Source organism: Paractinoplanes toevensis (assembly GCF_018332695.1).
GTDB classification, from domain to species: domain Bacteria; phylum Actinomycetota; class Actinomycetes; order Mycobacteriales; family Micromonosporaceae; genus Actinoplanes; species Actinoplanes toevensis.
This window is the reverse complement of sequence record NZ_BOQN01000145.1, coordinates 1-19,752: the sequence shown is the minus strand read 5'-3', so window position 1 is coordinate 19,752 and position 19,752 is coordinate 1. Positions and strand designations below refer to the sequence as shown.

Sequence of the window (19,752 nt, the reverse complement as noted above, 5' to 3'; positions counted from 1 at the left end):
CTTTGGGCAGCCCGGTAGGGTCGGGCGGGTGTTGACCCGGCATCGGCTCGAGTGGGGCACCGCCGGGATTGCGGCGGTGCTCGGCGTCGTGTACCTGCTGCTGCCGCCGATGGGCTCGGACCTGTCCGCCCAGGTGGCCCGGGCCGAGTTCTTCGCCGCCCACGGTTACACCCCGATCGACCTCCGGTGGTACGCCGGTGTGGACCAGCTCGGCTACAGCCTGGTCTCACAGCCCGTGATGGCTCTGCTCGGCGTACGCGTAAACGGTGTTGTCTCGTTGATCGCCGCCGCGACCCTGATCGCCGTGCTGTTCCGGCGCACCGGCGCCCCTCGGCCGTGGCTGGGCGCGCTGGCGGGCACGGTCTGCGTCGCCGGAAACCTGGTGAGCGGCCGGGTCACGTACGCCCTCGGTCTGACCCTGGGTCTCGCCGCACTGACCCTGCTCACCGCGCCCAGGCTGCGTTTTCTCGCCGCCGTGGCGGCGGTCCTGGCCGCCGCGACCAGTCCGGTGGCCGGCCTGTTCCTCGGCCTGGCCGGCGCCGCCCTGCTGCTGTCCGGCCGGGTGATCGACGGCCTGCTGGTGGCCGTGCCGGCCGCGGTGCCGCTGGCGCTGAGCGCGGTGTGGTTCGGCGACGGCGGCTGGATGAACATCAGCCACACCGACACGCTGAAGGCCGTCGTGGCGAGCCTGGCCGTGGCCCTGCTCGTGCCGCACCGCGCGGTCCGGATCGGCGGGGTGCTGTCGGCGCTGGGGGTGCTGGCCGCCGCCCTGATCCACACCCCCGTCGGCCTGAACGCGACCCGCCTGGCGGTGATGTTCACCCTGCCGCTGCTGGCCGCCTATGCCGCCCTGCCGCTGCGCCGCGGACCGGCCGGCGTGCACGAGGACGCCGGCCGGCCGCCCGCGCCGCTCTGGGCGGTGCTCCCGCTGCTGGCACTGGCCTGCTGGTGGCAGCCGCCGGTGGTGACCGGCGACGTGCGCGACATCGGCAACCCCACGGCCGACCGCGGCTACTTCACTCCCCTGCTCTCCCGCCTGGGCCAGGAAACCCTGACCGGCCGGGTGGAGATCCCGCCGACCCGCGACTACTGGGAGGCGGCGCACCTCGGCGACGTGCCGCTGGCCCGGGGCTGGCTGCGCCAGGCCGACATCGACCGCAACCCGCTGTTCTTCACGGAAATCCCCGGCACCACCGGCACCGGCGTGGCCCTGACCGCCGACAGCTACCGCACCTGGCTGGCCGACACGGCCGTCCAGTTCGTGGCCGTCCCCGACGCGGAGCTGACCTGGTCGGGCCGCCCCGAGGCTGCTCTGGTCACCGGCGGCCTGCCCTATCTCACCCAGATCTGGCAGAACGAGCACTGGCACCTCTACCGGGTCGGCGATCCACAGCCGATCGTCGCGCCCCCGGCCACCCTGGTCAGCCAGACCGCCACCACGGTGACGTTCCGGGCCGAGCGCCCCGGCTCGGTGGTGGTCCGGGTGCGGCACTACCGCTGGCTGAAGGCGTCCGGCGGCGCCGTCGTCGAGAAGAGCGGCGCGTGGACGCTGGTCCGCGTCCCCGAGGCCGGCCGTTACACCCTGACCAGCTAGGCGAGCGGCTCGATGACCGGCTTGCGGTGGTGCTGGTAGATCACCGAGCTGCGGAAGCCGACGATCTCCCGGCGGCCGGTGAACTTGTCCATCAGGAACGAGTGCAGCGCGTCCACGCTCGGCACCGCCACGTGCACCAGGAAGTCGTCGCCGCCCGCCACCACGAACACCGACAGGACTTCGGGCAGGCCCGTCGCGTACGCCTTGAAACCCTCGATCACGTCCCGGCTCATCGGCCTGAGCTGCACATGCAGGAACGCCTGCACGTGCCGGTTGAGCGCGGCCAGGCTGATCTCGGCGTGATAGCCGGTGAGTACACCCCGGTCGCGCAGCAGCCGCACCCGCTCGAGACAGGTGGACGGCGCGATGCCCACCGCCCGGGCCAGGTCGCGGTTGGTCTGCCGGGCGTTGCGCTGCAATTCCCGCACGATCGCCGAATCAACGTCGTCCACGGCCGCTTCTTTCCTCCGCTGACCGAACTTCGTTCGGCCGAGCCCCGACAGCTCCAGCCAGGCGCTTAGCTTTCGCTCACTGCATCAAGCAACTGTACGGAGGAAAGCAATGTTCTCGCATGAGCGGGTGGTCGTGCGCCGGGGCCCGGAATCCGGCCTGCCCATCATCGTGGCGATCCACTCCACCGCCCGGGGCCAGGCAATCGGCGGTTGCCGGATGGCCACCTACCCCGACTGGCGGGACGGCCTGGCCGACGCCCTGCGCTTGTCGGCCGCGATGACCACCAAGTGCGCCCTGGCCGGGCTCCCCAACGGCGGCGGCAAAACAGTGATCGCCCTCCCGCCCGCTCCCGCCGCGGTCGACCCGGTCGGCCCGGACGGCTCGGTCGGCGCGGACGGCTCGGTCGGCTCGGTCGGCCCGGTCGGCGTGCCCGGCTCGGTCGGCCCCGAGTTGCGCCGCGCTGCGCTGCACGACGTCGGTGTCGTCATCGCCGAGCTGGGCGGTGCCTACGCGACCGGCCCCGACGTGGGAACCGGCCCGGACGACATGGTCACCATCGGCGAGCGCACCGAGCACGTCTTCTGCCGTCCGGTGGAGCGCGGCGGCAGCGGCGACTCCTCCCCGGCCACGGCGATCGGCACGATCGCCGCTCTGCGGGCCATCTGCACCGAGCTGTTCGGCTCGCCCGATCTATCGGGACACAGCTTCGCGGTCCTCGGCCTGGGCCGGGTCGGCGGCCACGTGGCGCGCCTGCTGGCGGCGGCCGGTGCCCGGCTGGTCGTGAGCGACATCGACCCGGCCAGGCGGTCCGTCGCCACCGACCTCGACGCCGCCTGGACGAGCCCCGGGGAATGCCTTCGCGCCGACGTCGATGTGCTGGTCCCGGCGGCCATGGGCGGCCTGCTCACCCCGGCGAGCGTGCCCACCCTGCACTGCCGGGCGATCGCCGGCCCGGCCAACAACCAGCTCGACGCCCCGCCCACCGCCACGCTCCTGCACGACCGCGGCATCCTCTGGGCCCCCGACCAGGTGGTCAGCGCGGGCGGGATCATCCACGCCACCGGTGTCGAGCTACGACACGAGTCCGAGGCGGAGGCCCTCGCCCGGGTGGAGTCCATCGGCGACACCCTCGCCACACTGCTGCGCACGGCCACCGCCGAGGGCCGCCCCCCAGCCGAGATCGCCGCGAGATTGCCCTAGACCCGCGATCTTGTGGAGTTCCTGACCGCAACTCTCTAGATCGCTGCGGGCCACGCGATCGGCCGGACGCGGTCTAGAGTGCGCCCGTGTTCACGGGGCTGGACGATCTCGACTGGGCCGCGCTGCGGCATGCCTACGGCACCGCCGAGGGGGTGCCCGAGCTGCTGCGCGGTCTGCTCGATCCGGATCCGGCCACGCGGGAGGTAGCGCTCGACGCGATGTACGGCGCCGTGCACCACCAAGGCTCCGTCTACGACTCCACGGTGGCCGCGGTGCCGTTCCTGCTGGAAGCGCTGCGGACGCCGGCCCTGCCGGGCCGGGCCGGCATCGCGGAATTCCTGGCCAGCGTGGCGGAAAACTGCAGCGCGGTGGTAGTGAGCAACCCCACCCCGGCCGGGGCGGACAACTTCGGCCCGGCCAAAGCGGACAACCCCAGCCAGTCCGAGGCGGACAACCCCAACCCGGCCAAGGCCGGCGAGCCCGGTCCGACAAGGGCCGAAATTTCCGGCATAGCCGAAGCGCACGAAGCCGCCGCGGCCGGGATGGCGCGGGCCTCGCTGCGGCTGATCGAAGAAGCGGTGCCGGGGCTCATCGGGCTGGCCGACGACCCCGATCCGAAGGTGCGGGCGGCCGTGTCCCAGCTGCTGGCGCTGCACCGCGACGGTGTCGCCGTACTGATCACCCGGGCCGCCGCCGAATCCGACCCGGAGGCCCGCACCGGCATGATCGAGGGGCTCGGGCGCAGCGCCGACCCGGCCGTGGCCGAGCACCTGATCAGTGTGGCGGCCGAGGCCCCGCGGGCGTCGGCATCGGTGGCTGCCCTGATCGCGGCCGCTCACATCACGCCGGAGCGGGTCCCCACCGACGGCATCACCGAGCTGTTGCAGCGCGCCTACGCGGAGGAGGCCGAACCCGCCGAGCCGGCCGGCTTCGAGACCGACACCCTGATCGGCGCGATCCGCGTCCACCGGGAGCGGGCCGATCAGGGCCGGCGGAACCCGGCGGTGGCGCGCTCGATCGACAGTTTCGCCCGGCTGCTCGGGCCGCGGGTGGCCGAGCGGACCGCGATCCTCACCGAGTTGCTGCGCGATCCGCACCCGGACATCGTGCAGGACGCACTCTTCGGCGCCGGCCACCTGATCGAGCGGTGGCGGGGTGACTACCGGGAACTGGTCGACCTGGTCGCTGCCCAGCTGCCGAACCCGGGGGCGGAGCGAGGACTCAACCACTGGGTTCCGCTCTCCGCACCGGCGGCCGACGCGCTGGCCGCCCAGGTGGCGCGCGGCGATGGTCTGGTCCATCACGAGATCGGACTGCCCAGCCTGTCGCCGGCCCTGTCCGCGCTGATCGACCTGGGCGACGAGCGGGCGTTCGAGCCGCTGGTCGCGATCGTCGAACGGCCCGAGCACCCCCGCGACGCGGTCCAGCGGTTGCGGGGGTTCCCCCAGCACGCCGACCGCATCCTGGACCTGCTCCTCGCGTCGGACGCCGAACCGGACGATCTGGCGACCGCCCTGGCCCTCTGCGGTGCCGCGGCCCGGCCGGCGGTGCCGCGCATTCTTTCGGTGCCGGTGAAGAGCTGGACGGCGGACGCCCTCGGCCGGATCGGCGGCGATCAGGCGATCGACGCGCTCCGGGCGGCCCTGCGTGGCAATGACGTGTCGGTCGCGCTGGCCGCGGCCGAGGCGCTGTGGCGACTGGAGTCCAGTTCGGAGGCGATCGAGGTGCTGGGTGCCCACCTGACGGAACCGGGCGCCCTGCCGAAGATCGCGGCGATCGGCCCGGCGGCGGGGGGCCTGCTGAAGAAGATCCGGCCGTTGCTCGAGTCCTCCGGCAAGGCCGGCTGGGTCTCGACCAACGCGGCGCTCGCCGTCTGGCGGATCGCCGGCGACGCCGAGGCGGCCACCCCGGCGCTGGTGGCGGGCTGGAACGGCAACGAGCATGCCCGCCGGCGGATCGCCGAGCAGGCGGGCGGCGTCCCCGCCCTTCTCCCGCTGTTCGAGGCCGAGCTGGCCGAGGTCCGGCGGGCCGGCACCGACGAGTACAGCTTCTCGTCGTCGCAGGTGGCCGACGACGAGAAACTTCAGGACTCCATCACGCGTTCCATCGCGGCCCGGGAGCGGCGGGTCAGCCGCAGATAGCGGTCGACGAACTCGCCCGGATCGCCACCGCCGAGCAGCTGCACGGTGCCGGCCAGTTCGACGCCGTGCCGGGGCAGCTGGTCGGTGGGACGGCCGCGCACCAGGGTCAGCGCGTTGCGCACCTGGGCGGCCAGGGTCCAGCCGGCCGTCATCGCGGCCGCGTCCACCTTGTCGACCAGCTTCGCCTTCACGGCGGCGTCGAGCGCGTCGAGGGTCTGTGTCTTGCGCAGGCCGGGCAGCGCGTACGCGTGCCGCAACTGCAGCAGCTGCACCGCCCACTCCACGTCGGACAGCCCGCCCCGGCCCAGCTTGGTGTGCGTGTTCGGGTCGGCGCCACGCGGCATCCGCTCGGTCTCGACCCGGGCCTTGATCCGCCGGATCTCGGTGACCTGCTCCCGGCTCAGCCCACCGGCCGGGTAACGCATGGTGTCGGCGAGCTGCTCGAACTCGCGGCCCAGCGTTTCGTCGCCGCAGACGAACCGGGCCCGGATCAGGGCCTGCGCCTCCCACACCTTCGACCAGCGAGCGTAGTACTGCTGGTAGGCGTTGAGGCTGCGGACCAGCGGCCCCTGCCGGCCCTCAGGGCGCAGGTCGGCGTCGATGCCGAGCGGCGGGTCGGGGGCCGGGGCGGCGAGCATCCGGCGCAGTTCCTCGGCGACGGCGTGCGCGGCCGAGCTGGCCTCGCTGTCCGGGCAGTTCACACAGTCGTAGACGAATAGCACGTCGGCGTCGGAGGGGTAGCTCATCTCGTACCCGCCGAGCCGGCCCATCCCGATGACCGCGAAACGCATGCCGTACGGGCCGGGCTTGGCCTGCCGGGCCACCTTCAGCGCGGCACCGAGGGTGGCGTCGGTGACGTCGGAGAGGGCGATGCCGAGCTTGCCGACGTCGATCGGCTGGGCCGGAGCCAGCTCGCCGGCCTTGCTGAGGATGTCGGCGCAGGCCAGCCGGAACAGTTCGCGCCGGCGCAGCGCCCGCACCGCCACGGTGGCCTTGACCGGGTCGTCGTAGTGCCGTTCGGCGGCCGACGCGAAGCCGACGATGAGCGACTCGCGGCTGCGGGGCAGTAGTTCGGCGTCGTCGGCAAGCAGCCGCAACGCCTCCGGGTCGCGGGTGAGCAGGTCGGTCGCGTACCGGGAGAGGCTGAGCACCCGGGCCAGCCGCCGGGCGACCGGGCCGCCGTCGCGCAGCAGCCGCAGGTACCACGGCGTGCTGCCCAGTTTGTCGGACACGTGCCGATAGTTGAGCAGGCCACGGTCGGGTTCGGGGGCGTCGGCGAATTCCTGCAGCAGCATCGGCAGCAGGGTCCGCTGGATCGCCGCGGTGCGGGTCACCCCGCCGGTGAGGGCCTGCAGGTGGCGGATGGCGGCGGCCGGGTCGGCGAACCCGAGGATGGTCAGCCGCTTGGCGGCCGACTCGGAGGTCATCCGCAGCGCCTCGGCCGGCACCCGGGCCACCGCTTCCAGCAGCGGCCGGTAGAGCAGCTTCACGTGCAGCCGGCGGACCTGCGCGGCGTGCCCGACCCAGTCGGAGCGGAACGCCTCGACCGCGTCCCGGCCGGGCAGTGCGGTGTAGCCGAGCGAGGCGGCGAGCCAGCGCAGCCCGGCCGGATCGTCCGGCACGGTGTGGGTCCGCCGCAGCTGCTGAAGTTGCAGCCGGTGTTCGACGCCGCGCAGGAAGCGGTAGCCGCGCAGCAGCGTCTCGCCGTCCTCCCGGCCCACGTAGCCGCCGGCGACCAGGGCGCGCAGCGCGGGCAGGGTGCCGCCGCTGCGCAGCGTCTCGTCGATCCGGCCGTGCACGAGCTGAAGCAGCTGCACCGCGAACTCGATGTCGCGCAGACCACCCGGCCCGCGCTTGATCTCCCGGTCCTGCTGCCCGGGCGGCAGGTTGTCGATGATCTTGCGACGCATGTCGCGGACGTCGGCGACCGCCTCGGGCCGCTCGGCCGCGTGCCACACCAGCGGCGCGAGATCGTCGATCCACTCCTGCGCGAGGGCCAGGTCGCCGGCCGCCGGCCGGGCCTTGAGCAGCGCCTGGAACTCCCAGGTGCGGGCCCACCGCCGGTAGTAGGCCTGGTGGCTGGCGAGCGTGCGGACCAGCGGGCCGCGGCTGCCCTCGGGGCGCAGCGCCGCGTCGACCGGCCAGGCCACCTGCCCGCAGATCTCGATGAGCCGGGCCGCCACGGTGGTGCCGGCGCTCAGATCTTCGTCGCCGGCGGCGACGAAGATGACATCCACGTCGGAGACGTAGTTGAGTTCGTTGCCGCCGCATTTGCCCATCGCGACAACGGCCAGACGCGGTTCGGTCGCGCTTTCCGGGAGGCCGGCCACCGCGATTTCGTACGCCGTGGAAAGCGTCTCGTCGGCCAGCCGGGACAGCGCCGCCATGGTCGGCTCGAGTCCCCGACCGCCGGTCAGGTCGGCCGCGGCGATGCGCAACAGCGAGATCCGGTACGCCCGCCGCAGGGCCGGCACGGTCGCGTCGCTCTCGAGTTCCAGGTGCCCCTCGGCACTGGGTGGCAGCCCGGTCTTGCCGGTCGCGAGGACCTGCCAGTCGTCCGGGTTGGCGACCAGGTGATCGCCCAGCGCCGAGGACGCGCCGAGCACGGCCACGAGCCGCCGCCGCAGGCCGTGGTCGCGGTAGACCGCCTCGAACAGCGCGTCGGTCGCCGTGTTGGTGCTGATCTCGCCGCCCGGGCCGGTGGCCGGCCCGCCGTTGGCCCGGTCGGCGGCCCGGCCGGCCGCGTCGACGAGCCGGTGCAGCTGGCGCAGCGCGAGATTGGGGTCGGCGGCCCGGGACAGCGAGTGGATCAACTCGGCCGCGTCGGTGCCGGTCGGGTTCTGCGCCTCGGCGTCCCACAGTCGCAGGCCGGTCGGCCCGAGCAGGTCGGCGGCGCGGGCACCGTTGTCGGCGAAGCCGTACCGGGCGAGCCGACTGGGCCGGGTCACCTCACTGCCCCAGCAGCGGCAAGGTGCGGGTGTTGCCGGGGTTGGGTATGTCGGCGTCGGGCAGCGTGCCCAGCGCGAGCGCGGCGAACCGGGCCGCGAACGGCTGCCACACCTCCTCGACGTCGGGCAGGATCTCGGCCACCGCGTAGATCACCGCCTCGGCGTCGTAGCCGAGCTCGTCGAGGGTGGCCGCGTCGCTCGCCGCCCACGCCTCGATCATCGGGATGTCGCACTCGATGTGGAACTGCACCGCCCAGGCCCGGTCGCCGATCCGGAACGCCTGGTTGGGGTAGCGGCTCGACGCGGCGAGCAGCACCGCCCGCAGCGGCAGCTCGGTGATCTCGTCACGGTGCCACTGGATCACGTCGGGGATCAGCGGCACCCACTTGAACAGCGGGTCGTTGTCGGTGGCGTCGCGCTTGCCGACCAGGCCGGGCCCGATCTCGGGGCCGGACGTGCTGCGCTCGACGAGGCCGCCGTGCGCCTGGGCCAGCAGGTGGGCGCCGAGGCAGATCGCGAGGGTGGGCACCCGGTTGCGGACCGCCTTGCGCAGCAGACCCTCCAGCTCGGCGAACCACGGCGCTCCCGGGGTGCCGTCCGGCGCCGCGTAGGCGTTCTGATCGCCACCCAGCACCACCAGGGCCAGGTAGTCGTCGAGCGTCTCGGGCAGGGCGTCCCCGGCGTGCGGTCGCAACACGGTCAGCTCGAGGCCGGCCTCGGTCAGCCAGTCCCCCAGCCGGCGCGCGTCGTCGGACGGGTCGTTCTCGATGACAAGTGCGGTTCCCACGCCCCGAGGCTAGTCCCACGTTCGCCCGGAAACACCGACAGGAGGCTGTCGCTACCGCCCCCGAGGGTGGACCCATCAGCTTTCCACCGAGAAGGAGCACCACGATGCCCGCAACCAACCAGGTCGACTGGTTCCAGATCGGCACCGACCAGCCCGCCGCGGCCGAGCGTTTCTACGGCGACGTCTTCGGCTGGAGCTTCGGCAACGACGACGACACACCCGGTTACCGCCTGATCAGCACGCCGGGAGCGGACCGCCCGGGCGGCGGCCTCGCCGACACGTCGGGCGACGGGCCGGGAAGCCACGCCATCTTCTTCGTCAACGTGGCCGACACCGCCGAGACCTGCCGGAAGGCCGAGGCGGCCGGCGGCAAGATCCTGGTCGCGCCGCGCGACGGTGGCGGCGGCCTGGTCTTCGCCCACCTGCTCGACCCGAGCGGCAACCACATCGGCGTCTACACCCCCCAGCACGACTAGACGAGGCTGAGCGCGCTCATCTTGTCGCCCGGCACGTCCAGATCGCCGGGCCGGAGCTCGCGCGGGGGCGGGACCTCGGCGGTCACCGCGACCGAGGTGATCCGGTCGGTGCGGAAGACCCGCATCGACCGGCGCAGGCGGCAGTAGGCCACCAGGTACCAATACGTGGGCATGCCGACGAACGCGAGCGGCTCGATCTCGCGCACCGAGCCCGCGCCGGTCTTGTCGGCGTAGCGGATGCGCAGCACCCGCCGCACCGAGAGCGCGTCGGCCACCAGGCGCGGCATCTCGGCCGTGACCGGGCCGTCGACCAGGCGCACCCGGTCGGCGATCTGCCGGGCCCGGGCCACGTCATCGGCGTGCATCGCGGCGACGAGCTTGCGCAGCGCGGCCGCCGCGGCCCCGTGGAACGGCGAACCGGCCAGCCCGTGCAGCCCCACCGCCATCGCCACCGCCTCGCTCGGGGTGAAGTTGACCGGCGGCAGGGTGTGCTGCTTGTCGAGGCAGTAACCGCCGGTGCGGCCCGGCTCGGCGTAGACCGGCGTGCCGGACTGCTGCAACGCCGAGATGTCCCGCTCGACGGTGCGCACGCTCACCTCGAACCGCGCGGCCAGCCAGCGCGCGCTGCGCGGCCGCGGCGCGACCGCACGAAGCTCCTCGACGAGGGCGTAGAGACGATCGGTCCGATTCACGCTGGCACCGTACGGCGGCCGTACGACAAAATGCCGCCATGTCCGAGCCCACGGCCGCCGTACGGGTGTCGACGTTGGAATTGTTCTTCGACCTCGTCTTCGTGTTCACCATCACCCAGCTGTCCGAGACGCTCGGCGAGGAGATGAACCTCGGCACGCTCGGCAACGTGCTGCTGATCCTGGCCCTGGTCTGGTGGATGTACTCGGGCTACGCCTGGCTGACCAACGCCGTCGCGCCCAACTCGACGACCCGGCGCACCCTGCTGCTCACCGGCATGGCCGGGTTCCTGGTCATGGCGCTGGCCGCCCCGGAGGCCTTCGGCGAGTACGGCTGGCTGTTCGGCGTCAGCTATCTCGTGGTCAACGTGGTGCACTCGGCGCTGTTCCGCACCGCCGGCCCGGGCGCGCGCGACGCGATGAAGGTGCTCACCCCGCTGAACATCGTGGCCGCCCTGCTCGTGCTGGCCGGCAGCCTGGTCGACGAGCCGTGGCGGCACCTGCTCTGGCTGCTCGCCCCGATCCTGCAGATCGCCGGCGGCTACCTGCACCGAGCCGAGATGCACACGATCGCGGCCGGCCACTTCGCCGAGCGGCACGGCCTGGTCGTGATCATCGCGATCGGCGAGTCGATCCTCTCCATCGGCGCCGGCTTCCACGGCGTCCACCTGGACGGCGGCGCGGCCCTCACCGCGGTGCTGGCCCTCTGCGTGGCCTACTACCTGTGGTGGTTCTACTTCGCCGGGGACGACGCCCGAGCCGCCCACGCGCTGGCCGCCGTGACCGAGCCGGCCCGCCGCGCCCGGCTGGCCCTGAACGCGTGGGGTTACGCCCACTACCCGATCCTGCTGGGCATCCTGATCACCGCGGTCGGCATCAAGAAGACCGTCGGGCACGCGTTCGAGGCCCTGCACTGGGAGCAGGCCATCGCGCTCAGCGGCGGGGTGGCGATCTACTTGCTCGGGCACGCCGGTTTCCTGGCGCTACTGCGCCTGCGCGGCGTCTACCACCGACTGGCCGCGGCCGCGGTGATCCTGGCCGCCATCCCGATCGGCCACATGCTGGCAATAGCCCAACTGGCCACGGTCCTAGCCATCCTGGTAGGCGCCGCAATAATCGAGGACCTCCCAGAGGTACGCCGAACCGGCCGCACCGCAATCAGCGATTTCGGCCGCACCACCACCCAGGAGTAACCCCACACGCCCGGCGCCCCGCACGCCCGGCGCCCCCACACGCCCCGCCTGCACGCCTCGCACCGGCACCGGCACCGGCACCGGCACCGGCACCGGATGCTCGTGGGCGAGGGCCTCGCGGGCGGCGGCGATCTCCCGGGCAAGGCTCCCAGATAGTGATCGCCGGTCTCGGATCCTGAGCCCACGTCCCGCATGGTGGCGCTTGTCCGTCTCGTGGGCAGCGCTTCCGCATTCTGAGTCGCCGCCTGACAGAATGAACTGACATGATGTATATGTCGGGCGCCGGGAACGCGGCTCGGTTCGACCTTGGAGACTTCCTGTTCGGGCCGCGCAGCAGATCCACAAGATCTGGCCGAGGGCTGCGGACCCATACATCGCGAGCCGCGGGCACCGCCCGGCCCGTCGACCACGGGACCGGGCAATGCCGTACTTACAAGGATTTGGCCGCCAGCGCGACCGAACCGCTCAGCCCAACCTAAAGCCCAGCCCGACCGAACCGCTCAGCGTGTCCCGATCGCTGAGCGTGACCGGGCGGCCCAGCGCGACCAAACCTCCCAGCGCGACCCGACCGCCCAGCGCGACCAAACCACCCAGCGTGACCTTGCTCAGAAAGTGTGTTCCGCGGTGGGGAACTCGCCGCCGCGGACCTCGGCGGCGAATTGGCGCGTCGCCTCGCCCAGTGCGCCGGCCAAGTCGGCGTACTGCTTCACGAAGCGGGGCATGCGGCCGGTGCGCAGGCCGGCCATGTCCTGCCAGACCAGCACCTGGGCGTCGGTGTCGGGGCCGGCGCCGATGCCCACGGTGGGGATCGGCAGTTCCTTGGTGACGGTCTTGGCTACCTCGCCGGGGACCATCTCGAGGACCACCGCGAACGCGCCCGCCTCGGTCACCGCGTGGGCGTCGGCGAGGATCTCGGCGCCGTCGTTCTCGCGGCCCTGCACGCGGTATCCGCCCAGCGTGTGCTCGCTCTGCGGGGTGAAGCCGATGTGCGCCATGACCGGGATGCCGGCGCCGGTGAGCGCCTCGATCTGCGGGGCCACCCGGCGGCCGCCCTCGAGCTTGACCGCGTGCGCGCCGCCCTCCTTCATGAACCGGACGGCGGTGCGCAGGGCCTGGGTGGGGCCCTCCTCGTAGCTGCCGAACGGCAGATCGGCGACGACCAGCGCGGTCTTGGTGGCCCGCACCACCGCCCGGACCAGCGGAAGCAGCTCGTCGACGGTGATCGGCAGGGTGGTCTCGTGGCCGAACACGTTGTTGGCGGCGGAGTCACCGACCAGCAGGACCGGTACGCCGTTCTGGTCGAAGATCGACGCGGTGTACTGGTCGTAGGCGGTCAGCATCGGCCAGCGGTCGCCGCGGGACTTGGCGGCGATGAGATCACGGGTGCGCACGCGTCGCGTGGCCGGCCCGCCATACAGGGTGGGAATCTCCTGCATTGCCTTCTCCTTCCCTCGAGGCCGCTCGGCTGCGGTCCCCGGGTGTGGCCAATGGTCGCACCGGGAAAGGGCCGAAAGTCAGGGGTGTGTGGAGGTTTTCACACACGTCCGCCGCCCCACCCACCGCCCAAAACGCGCCTAAAGGCCACCTTCCCGAAACCTGTTCGTAATGGGCAGGCGGCGGTCCCGCCCGAACGCCTTGCCGGAGATCTTGGGCCCGGGGGCGGACTGGCGGCGCTTGTATTCGGCCAGGTCAACCAGCCTCAGCACGCGGTCTACCAGGGCCGGATCGTTGCCCGCCTCGATCAGCGCGTCCCGGCCCAGATCGTCATCCACATACCCTTTGATGATCGGATCAAGCACCGCGTAGTCGGGCAGCGAGTCGGAGTCCTTCTGGTCGGGCCGCAGCTCGGCGCTCGGCGCCTTGGTGATCGAGTTCTCCGGGATCGGCGGGTCGCCCTGGGTGTTCCGCCAGCGGGCCAGCTGCCACACCATCGTCTTGGGCACGTCCTTGAGCGGGTTGAAGCCGCCCACCGAGTCGCCGTACAGCGTGGAGTAACCCACCGCGAGCTCACTCTTGTTACCGGTGGTGAGCACGAGGTGGCCCTCCTGGTTCGACAGCGCCATCAGGATGACGCCGCGGACCCGGGCCTGGAGGTTCTCCACCGCGAGCCCGGAGAGGGCCATGTTGGCGAGGAAGCCGTCGACCATCGGCTGGATCGGTTCGGTCCGGTAGTCGATGCCGGTCCGTTTCGCGAGCTCGGCTGCGTCGTCGCGGGAGTGTGCAGAGGAGTAGCCACTGGGCATCGAGACGGCGAACACTCGGGAGGGGCCCAGCGCGTCCACCGCGATCGCCGCGACTACCGCCGAGTCGATGCCGCCCGATAGCCCGAAAATTACCGATCTGAATCCATTTTTGTTGACATAGTCACGCAGGCCGAGCACCAGCGCCGACCAGACCTCGGCTTCGTCGGCGATCCGATCGGCGACACCTCCGTCCCTTTTGTCCCGGCGACTCGGATGCGGCTCGGCGGCCAGCGAAACCCGTTCGATCTCCATGTCATGCGAGATCCACTGCTCCACGATCGGCAACGGCGCCGCGTCGGTTTTTTCCGCTTTGTTGGGCTGAGCATCGGCGGCCGGCAGCGGCAGGTCGTGGATCAGCAGTTCCTCGGTGAACTGCCCGGCCCGGGTGAGCAGCTCACCGTGCGCCGTCACGATCATCGAGTCGCCGTCGAAGACCAACTCGTCCTGGGCGCCGACGGCGTTGACGTAGGCCACGGTCGCCCCGGCCTCGGCGGCCCGCCGCATCACCAGCGGCAGCCGGACGTCGTCCTTGTTCAGCTCGTACGGCGAGGCGTTGATGTTGAGCACCAGCCCCGCCCCGGCCCGCCGGGCCGCCGTGAACGGCCCACCGGCCTGCCAGATGTCCTCGCATACGGTGAGGGCGACATCGACTCCGCCGAACCGCACCACGGTCAGTGAGTCGCCCGGCTCGAAGTACCGATCCTCGTCGAAGACTCCGTAGTTGGGCAGGTGGTGCTTGAAGTAGCGAGCCGCCACCTTGCCCCCGAAGAGCAGCGCCGACGCGTCCCGCCGCCCGCGCCCGGGGGTGGCCTCGGCGCTGGTGGCCGCCGGCCCGTCGGCATCCACATAACCGACCACGACCGCCAGATCACCCAGACCGTCGGCGGCGAGGTCGGCGGCGAGCTGATCGACGCCGGCCCGGGAAGCGGCCACGAACGAGTCCCGGAACACCAGATCCTCGATCGGATAACCGGTCAGCATCATCTCGGGAAAGGCAACGAGCTGCGCCCCCGCCTCAGCGGCCTCCCGCGACCAGCGGCGCACCGCAGCCGAGTTGCCGGCGATGTCGCCGACCGTCGAGTTCACCTGAGCCAGGGCGATCCGAAGCGTGGGCATGCCGCTTATTCTTCCCCAGAGAGCGACCCCGGCACCCCGCGGCAGCCCCCGCGCAGCGTAATCTCGGCGTAATGACGCCGGGGAAGACTGGCTTGTCAAGGCCCCACTACCAGGAGTGAACGTGGACCGACAGCAGGAGTTCGTGCTTCGCACTCTCGAGGAGCGCGATATCCGTTTTGTCCGGCTCTGGTTCACCGATGTGCTGGGCACCCTGAAGAGCGTCTCGGTGGCGCCGGCCGAGCTCGAGTCCGCCTTCGAGGAGGGCATGGGCATCGACGGCTCGGCGATCGAGGGCTTCGCCCGGGTCTACGAGTCGGACATGGTCGCCATGCCCGACCCCACCACGTTCCAGGTCTTCCCGTTCGAGGGCGGCGTCTCCGGCGAGAGCGCCCGGATGTTCTGCGACATCCTGCTGCCCGACGGCAGCGCCGCCTGGGCCGACCCGCGGCACGTGCTGCGCCGCGCGCTGGCCAAGGCGGCCGAGAAGGGCTTCACCTTCTACACCCACCCCGAGGTCGAGTTCTTCCTGATCCAGGACGGCCCGCTGGACGGCAGCCTGCCGGTCCCGGTCGACACCGGCGGCTACTTCGACCACACCACCCACTCGGTGGCCCGCGACTTCCGCCGGCAAGCCGTGCTCGCGCTGGAGCGGATCGGCATCTCGGTCGAGTTCAGTCACCACGAGGTCGCCCCCGGCCAGCAGGAGATCGACCTGCGCTACGCCGACGCGCTGAGCACCGCCGACAACATCATGACGTTCCGGCACGTGGTCAAGGAGGTGGCGCTCTCCCAGGGGGTGCGGGCCACCTTCATGCCGAAGCCCTACACCGACCAGCCCGGCAGCGGCATGCACACCCACCTGTCGCTGTTCGAGGGCGAGCGCAACGCGTTCTACGACAACGACGACCCGCAGAAACTGTCCAAGACGGCCCGCGCGTTCATCGCCGGCCTGCTGGTGCACGCGCGGGAATACACCGCGGTCACCAACCAGTGGGTCAACTCCTACAAGCGCCTCTTCCCGCTCCAGCTGCCCAACGCGATCACCGAGTCCCCCGCGTTCGTCAGCTGGGGCCACCTCAACCGCAGCGCCCTGGTCCGGGTCCCCGCGTTCGGCAAGCCCAACTCGGCCCGCGTCGAGGTCCGCTCGATCGACTCCGCGACCAACCCCTACCTGGCCTTCGCGGTCATGCTCGGGGCCGGCCTGAAGGGCATCGAGGAGGGCTACGAGCTGCCGCCCGGCGCCGAGGACGACGTCTGGTCGATGTCCCCGGCCGAGCGCAAGGCGATGGGCTACGAGGCGCTCCCGGAAAACCTCTCCGAGGCGATCGACGTGATGAGCAAGTCCGAGCTGGTCGCCGAGGTCCTCGGCGAGCACGTCTTCGACTTCTTCCTGCGTAACAAGCAGGCCGAATGGGAGCAATACCGGCGCGAGGTAACGCCATACGAGCGGCAGCGTTATCTGGGCGCTCTGTAAACGGGTCGAGTTGTTCTTGTACGGTCTCTCCTGACCTCTGTTAAGGAGAGACCGTGCTGCAAGATCTGCTCGAGGGTGCTGGCCGCAGCATCGTTTTCGGACTCGTAGGCATCGGCCTGATGGCCGTCGGATATGTCCTGATCGACCTGCTCACGCCCGGCAAACTCCGGGACCTGATCTGGACCGATCGCAACCCCAACGCTTCCCTGCTGCTGGCCGCCAACCAGCTGGGAATCGCCCTGATCGTCTTCACCGCGATCTTCACCAGCTACGACTCATTCGGCCGAGGCCTGGCCTCAACGGTAATCTTCGGCCTGGTCGGCATCGTGGTAATGGGCCTGGCGTTCCTGGTGCTCGATTGGATGACCCCCGGAAAACTGGGCGAAGTCATCTGCACCCCCGACCGCCACGGCGGCGCCATGGTGTCAGCCGCGTCCCATTTCGGCGCCGCGCTGATCATCTGCGCCTGCATTTCCTAAAATCATATAAATACGGCGATGCCCGGTCCCGTGGTCCACGGGCCGGGCAGTGCCCACTCACCCTCCGTGCCGCCCCATCCGGGCCGTCCCGGCGGCCCACCCAACCTGCCCCAGCCCGCCGGCCGGGCAGTGCCGGCAGACGGTGCGCGGCACCGCGCTCAGCGTCGGCGGCGCGGTGAGCGGGGGTGACCTCAGCCGGCGTGCTCGAACTCGACCTTGCGGGTTGCGGGGTCGGCGATCGTGAGGCGCACCTGGATGCGCTCGCCCAGCGGCAGGTCGCCCAGGCAGCGGGCCCGCACCGCCGGATCGTCGAGGGCCACCGTGCCGCCCGCCGGCCGGTTGCGTCCCGGACCGTCGCAGTCGACCACGCCTGCCTCGAAGGTCTCGCCGACCCGCCCGTGCAGCAGCACCGCCTCGGCCAGGTCGATGGCCCCGCGGTTCGCCGCCCCCGCCAGCCGGTCGGTGTCCGCCATCGCCTTGGGCAGTTTCGGCAGTGCCTCCCGAGCCCACTCCGGCACCGCCGTGCCGGCCGTGAGCGCCAGGCACACCTCGGTGGCGAAACGGTCGGCCAGTCGCCGCAGCGGCGCCGTGACGTGCGCGTACGGCGCTCCCACCCCGCCGTGCCCGGTCTCGGCCGGCGCCGCTCCGTCGAACGGCGTGTAGGCCGCACCCCGTAACAGCTCGGCGGCCTGGTCGAGGAAGGCCGCCCCGCGCGGCGAACCCGGGTCCACGGCCGCGACCACGGCCCCCACCGAGGCGCCGCCCGGCCAGGCCACTCCGAGCGACCCGGCCGCGGCCCGTAGCTTGTCCACCGCCTCCGGCTTGGGCGACGGCATGGTGCGCAGCAGCCCGACACCGCCCCGCAGCATCAGCTCGGCCGCGGCCATCCCGGTGAGCAGCGAGATCTGCGCGTTGTGCTCCTCGACCGGAAGTGGCGCCCGCAGCACCAGTCGCCAACCGGCACCGTCCCGCTCGACCTCCTGCTCCGGCAGCGGAAGGTTGACCGCGCCGCGGGCCGCGGCCCGCGCCGCCAGCAGCGCCCCGAGTTCCGGCAGCAGCGCGAGCGACTCCGGCGCGTTCCCGGCGTCGACCTGCTGCTGCACCCCCACGTAGTCCAGCTTGGCCCGGCTGCGAACCCGCGCCCGCTCCAACTCGACGGCCACGATCGCGCCGTCCGAGTCGAGGTCGATCGTCCAGAGGACGGCGGGCCGCTCCACGTCCGGCAGCAGACTGGCCGCCCCTTCGCTGAGCACCGCGGGATGCAGGGGAATCCGCCCGTCCGGCAGATAGACGGTCTGCCCCCGAACCCAGGTCTCCGCGGCCAGCACACCGTCGGCCCGGACGAACGCGGCGACATCGGCAATGGCATACCGAACCCGGTAGCCACCACCACCGCGCCGCTCGAGGCACATGGCCTGGTCAAGGTCCCGCGAGGAGGCCGGATCCACCGTCACGAACGGCACGTCGGTCCGATCGACCGCCGCCACCCGGACCTCCCGAGCCGCGGCGTCCGCCTCGGCAACCACCTCCGCCGAGAAATCCCCCGGCAGTCGCAGCTCCCGCCGCAAAACCGAGAAGTCAATCTGCGGAGCCCAAACCCGTTTGATCGGCACGCCCCATTCCTACCAGCTCCCACCCCGACCGCCCGCCATCCACACAGCCGGGCCGATCAACGGGTGACTCAAACGCCGATGGCCACGCCGGTCGGCGTGGCCATCGGAGAGGAGCTGCGGGTCAGGCTCGCTTTGCTGCCACCTTGCGGGACGCGGTCTTGCGGGCTGCGGCCGGAGTGTTCCCGGCTGCGGCCGTGCGGGCCGCGGCCGCCGTGGTGGCCTTCGCGACCTTGGCGGCGTTGGTGGCCGAGTTCTTGGGCGTTGCCGCCGCCCGGCCGGCGTTGGTCGCCTTGGCGCGGGCGGTCGTCTTGGCCGCCCGGGTTGCCGTGTTGGCCGCCTTGGCCGCCATCGAACCGGCCGCCGCGGCCTTCGCCGACGCCGACTTGACCGCCGACGCCCTGGTGCCGGCCGTCTTCGCGGCCGGAGCCTTCTTGGCCACCGCCTTCTTCGCGGCCGCCGCCTTGGTGGCCGCCGTCGTCGTCGCCGCGGCCTTCGTCGCCGCCGACTTGGTCGCCGCGGCCTTGGCTGCGGTCTTGGCCGCCTTCGCCGCGGTGGTCGCGGCCTTGGTCGCGGTCTTGGCCGCGGTGGCCTTGGTGGTCCGCGACGCGGCCGTCCGGGCCGCCTTCGGCGTGGCGACCTTCGTGGCCGCCTCGGTGGCGGCCCGGTTGGCGGCCGACTTCGCGGCGCTGCGGTTGGCGGCCGCCATCTTCGAGGCGGACGAGTTCGCCGACTTGGCCGCGCCCCGGTTGGCCGCGGCCAGCTTGGAGGCGGACGAGTTCGCCGACTTCGCGGCGGCCCGGTTCGCGGACGCCATCTTGGACGAGTTCGTACCGGAGGCCGCGCGAGCCGCCGCCCGGTTGGCCGACGCCGTCTTGGACGAGTTCGAACCGGCCGCCGCGCGAGCCGCCGCCCGGTTCGCGGACGCCGTCTTCGAGGATGCCGCGCCGGCCGAGCGGGCCGCGCCGCGGTTCGCCGAAGCCGTCGCGGACCGGCCGCCGGCCGCCTTCGCGGCGCCCCGGTTGGCCGTCGCCGTCTTGGCCTCGGCCCGGTTCGCCGCCGAGCGGGCCGCGGTCGCCGAGGTGGCCGCGCCGGCGCTCGCCTTCGCGGCCCGGCCGGCCGTCTTCGCCGCCGCGGACCGGGCGGTGGCGGCCGTCGCCGGAGCTTTCTTGGCAGCCGACTTCGTGGCCGGCGCCTTCTTCGCAACGGCCTTGGTGGCCGGCGCCTTCTTGGCCGCCGTCTTCGCCGCCGCCGCCCGTGTCGCCGTCGACTTCGTCGCCGCGCTCTTCACCGCCGCCGTCCTGGCCGCGCTCTTCGCTGCGGTGGCTTTCGTCGCGCTCTTCGCTGCC

Annotated in this window: 15 protein-coding genes and 1 pseudogene; 8 read left to right on the top strand and 8 right to left on the bottom strand. The window is 72.1% G+C overall.

What is annotated here, in order from left to right:
• The first annotated feature begins 28 nt into the window (after window positions 1-28).
• Window positions 29-1,594, top strand: a complete 1,566-nt coding sequence (locus tag Ato02nite_RS46095) for a hypothetical protein (protein WP_213013072.1) — start codon at window positions 29-31, stop codon at window positions 1,592-1,594.
• On the opposite strand, the gene Ato02nite_RS46090 is transcribed toward Ato02nite_RS46095, so the two are convergent.
• Window positions 1,591-2,046: an Lrp/AsnC family transcriptional regulator gene (locus tag Ato02nite_RS46090; protein ID WP_213013071.1), complete on the bottom strand. Its 456-nt coding sequence runs from the start codon at window positions 2,044-2,046 to the stop codon at window positions 1,591-1,593. The genes Ato02nite_RS46095 and Ato02nite_RS46090 overlap by 4 nt on opposite strands.
• A 109-nt stretch (window positions 2,047-2,155) precedes the next feature.
• Here Ato02nite_RS46090 and Ato02nite_RS46085 point away from each other — a divergent pair, with 109 nt between their 5' ends.
• Both Ato02nite_RS46085 and Ato02nite_RS46080 read left to right on the top strand, forming a co-directional pair.
• A complete protein-coding gene (locus Ato02nite_RS46085; RefSeq protein ID WP_213013070.1) occupies window positions 2,156-3,247 on the top strand; it encodes a Glu/Leu/Phe/Val dehydrogenase dimerization domain-containing protein in 1,092 nt (363 codons plus the stop codon).
• 86 nt (window positions 3,248-3,333) lie between these two features.
• Window positions 3,334-5,388, top strand: coding sequence for a HEAT repeat domain-containing protein (locus Ato02nite_RS46080; protein ID WP_213013069.1), 2,055 nt, complete (start codon window positions 3,334-3,336; stop codon window positions 5,386-5,388).
• Here Ato02nite_RS46080 and Ato02nite_RS46075 read toward each other — a convergent pair.
• Both Ato02nite_RS46075 and Ato02nite_RS46070 read right to left on the bottom strand, forming a co-directional pair.
• On the bottom strand, window positions 5,331-8,336 hold the full coding sequence (locus Ato02nite_RS46075; protein ID WP_213013068.1) for a bifunctional [glutamine synthetase] adenylyltransferase/[glutamine synthetase]-adenylyl-L-tyrosine phosphorylase: 3,006 nt from the start codon (window positions 8,334-8,336) through the stop codon (window positions 5,331-5,333). The two genes, Ato02nite_RS46080 and Ato02nite_RS46075, sit on opposite strands and share 58 nt — an antisense overlap.
• A gap of 1 nt (window position 8,337) precedes the next feature.
• Window positions 8,338-9,123 carry a type 1 glutamine amidotransferase gene (locus Ato02nite_RS46070; RefSeq protein WP_213013067.1) on the bottom strand — a complete coding sequence of 262 codons (786 nt, stop codon included), beginning with the start codon at window positions 9,121-9,123 and terminating at the stop codon, window positions 8,338-8,340.
• Window positions 9,124-9,227: 104 nt separating this feature from the next.
• Between Ato02nite_RS46070 and Ato02nite_RS46065 the strand changes: the two genes are divergently transcribed.
• Entirely contained in the window at window positions 9,228-9,599 is a 372-nt protein-coding gene (locus Ato02nite_RS46065) for a VOC family protein (protein WP_213013066.1), read from the top strand.
• Here the strand turns inward: Ato02nite_RS46065 and Ato02nite_RS46060 are convergent.
• Window positions 9,596-10,291 carry a helix-turn-helix transcriptional regulator gene (locus Ato02nite_RS46060; protein ID WP_213013065.1) on the bottom strand — a complete coding sequence of 232 codons (696 nt, stop codon included), beginning with the start codon at window positions 10,289-10,291 and terminating at the stop codon, window positions 9,596-9,598. The genes Ato02nite_RS46065 and Ato02nite_RS46060 overlap by 4 nt on opposite strands.
• 38 nt (window positions 10,292-10,329) lie before the next feature.
• On the opposite strand from Ato02nite_RS46060, the gene Ato02nite_RS46055 reads away from it, so the two are divergent.
• A complete protein-coding gene (locus tag Ato02nite_RS46055; RefSeq protein WP_213013064.1) occupies window positions 10,330-11,481 on the top strand; it encodes a low temperature requirement protein A in 1,152 nt (383 codons plus the stop codon).
• Window positions 11,482-12,086: 605 nt separating this feature from the next.
• Here Ato02nite_RS46055 and panB read toward each other — a convergent pair.
• Both panB and Ato02nite_RS46045 read right to left on the bottom strand, forming a co-directional pair.
• Window positions 12,087-12,917: a 3-methyl-2-oxobutanoate hydroxymethyltransferase gene (panB, locus tag Ato02nite_RS46050; protein ID WP_213013063.1), complete on the bottom strand. Its 831-nt coding sequence runs from the start codon at window positions 12,915-12,917 to the stop codon at window positions 12,087-12,089.
• Between the two features lie 138 nt (window positions 12,918-13,055).
• Window positions 13,056-14,840 (bottom strand): NAD+ synthase, encoded by a 1,785-nt coding sequence (locus tag Ato02nite_RS46045; protein ID WP_213013062.1) that lies wholly within the window; start codon window positions 14,838-14,840, stop codon window positions 13,056-13,058.
• 121 nt (window positions 14,841-14,961) lie between these two features.
• Between Ato02nite_RS46045 and Ato02nite_RS46040 the strand changes: the two genes are divergently transcribed.
• Window positions 14,962-16,314 (top strand): glutamine synthetase family protein, encoded by a 1,353-nt coding sequence (locus Ato02nite_RS46040; RefSeq protein ID WP_203807213.1) that lies wholly within the window; start codon window positions 14,962-14,964, stop codon window positions 16,312-16,314.
• 53 nt (window positions 16,315-16,367) lie between these two features.
• The gene (locus Ato02nite_RS46035; protein ID WP_203807211.1) at window positions 16,368-16,793 is read left to right on the top strand and encodes a DUF350 domain-containing protein; all 426 of its coding nucleotides are present in this window, start codon (window positions 16,368-16,370) and stop codon (window positions 16,791-16,793) included.
• Between the two features lie 191 nt (window positions 16,794-16,984).
• Here the strand turns inward: Ato02nite_RS46035 and Ato02nite_RS46030 are convergent, their stop codons facing one another.
• Entirely contained in the window at window positions 16,985-18,406 is a 1,422-nt protein-coding gene (locus Ato02nite_RS46030) for an RNB domain-containing ribonuclease (protein ID WP_213013061.1), read from the bottom strand.
• Window positions 18,407-18,527: 121 nt separating this feature from the next.
• Window positions 18,528-19,220, bottom strand: coding sequence for a histone (locus tag Ato02nite_RS46025; RefSeq protein ID WP_213013060.1), 693 nt, complete (start codon window positions 19,218-19,220; stop codon window positions 18,528-18,530).
• A 1-nt stretch (window position 19,221) separates the two neighbouring features.
• Here Ato02nite_RS46025 and Ato02nite_RS46020 point away from each other — a divergent pair.
• Window positions 19,222-19,752, top strand: a pseudogene (locus Ato02nite_RS46020) (hypothetical protein); the annotation flags it as partial.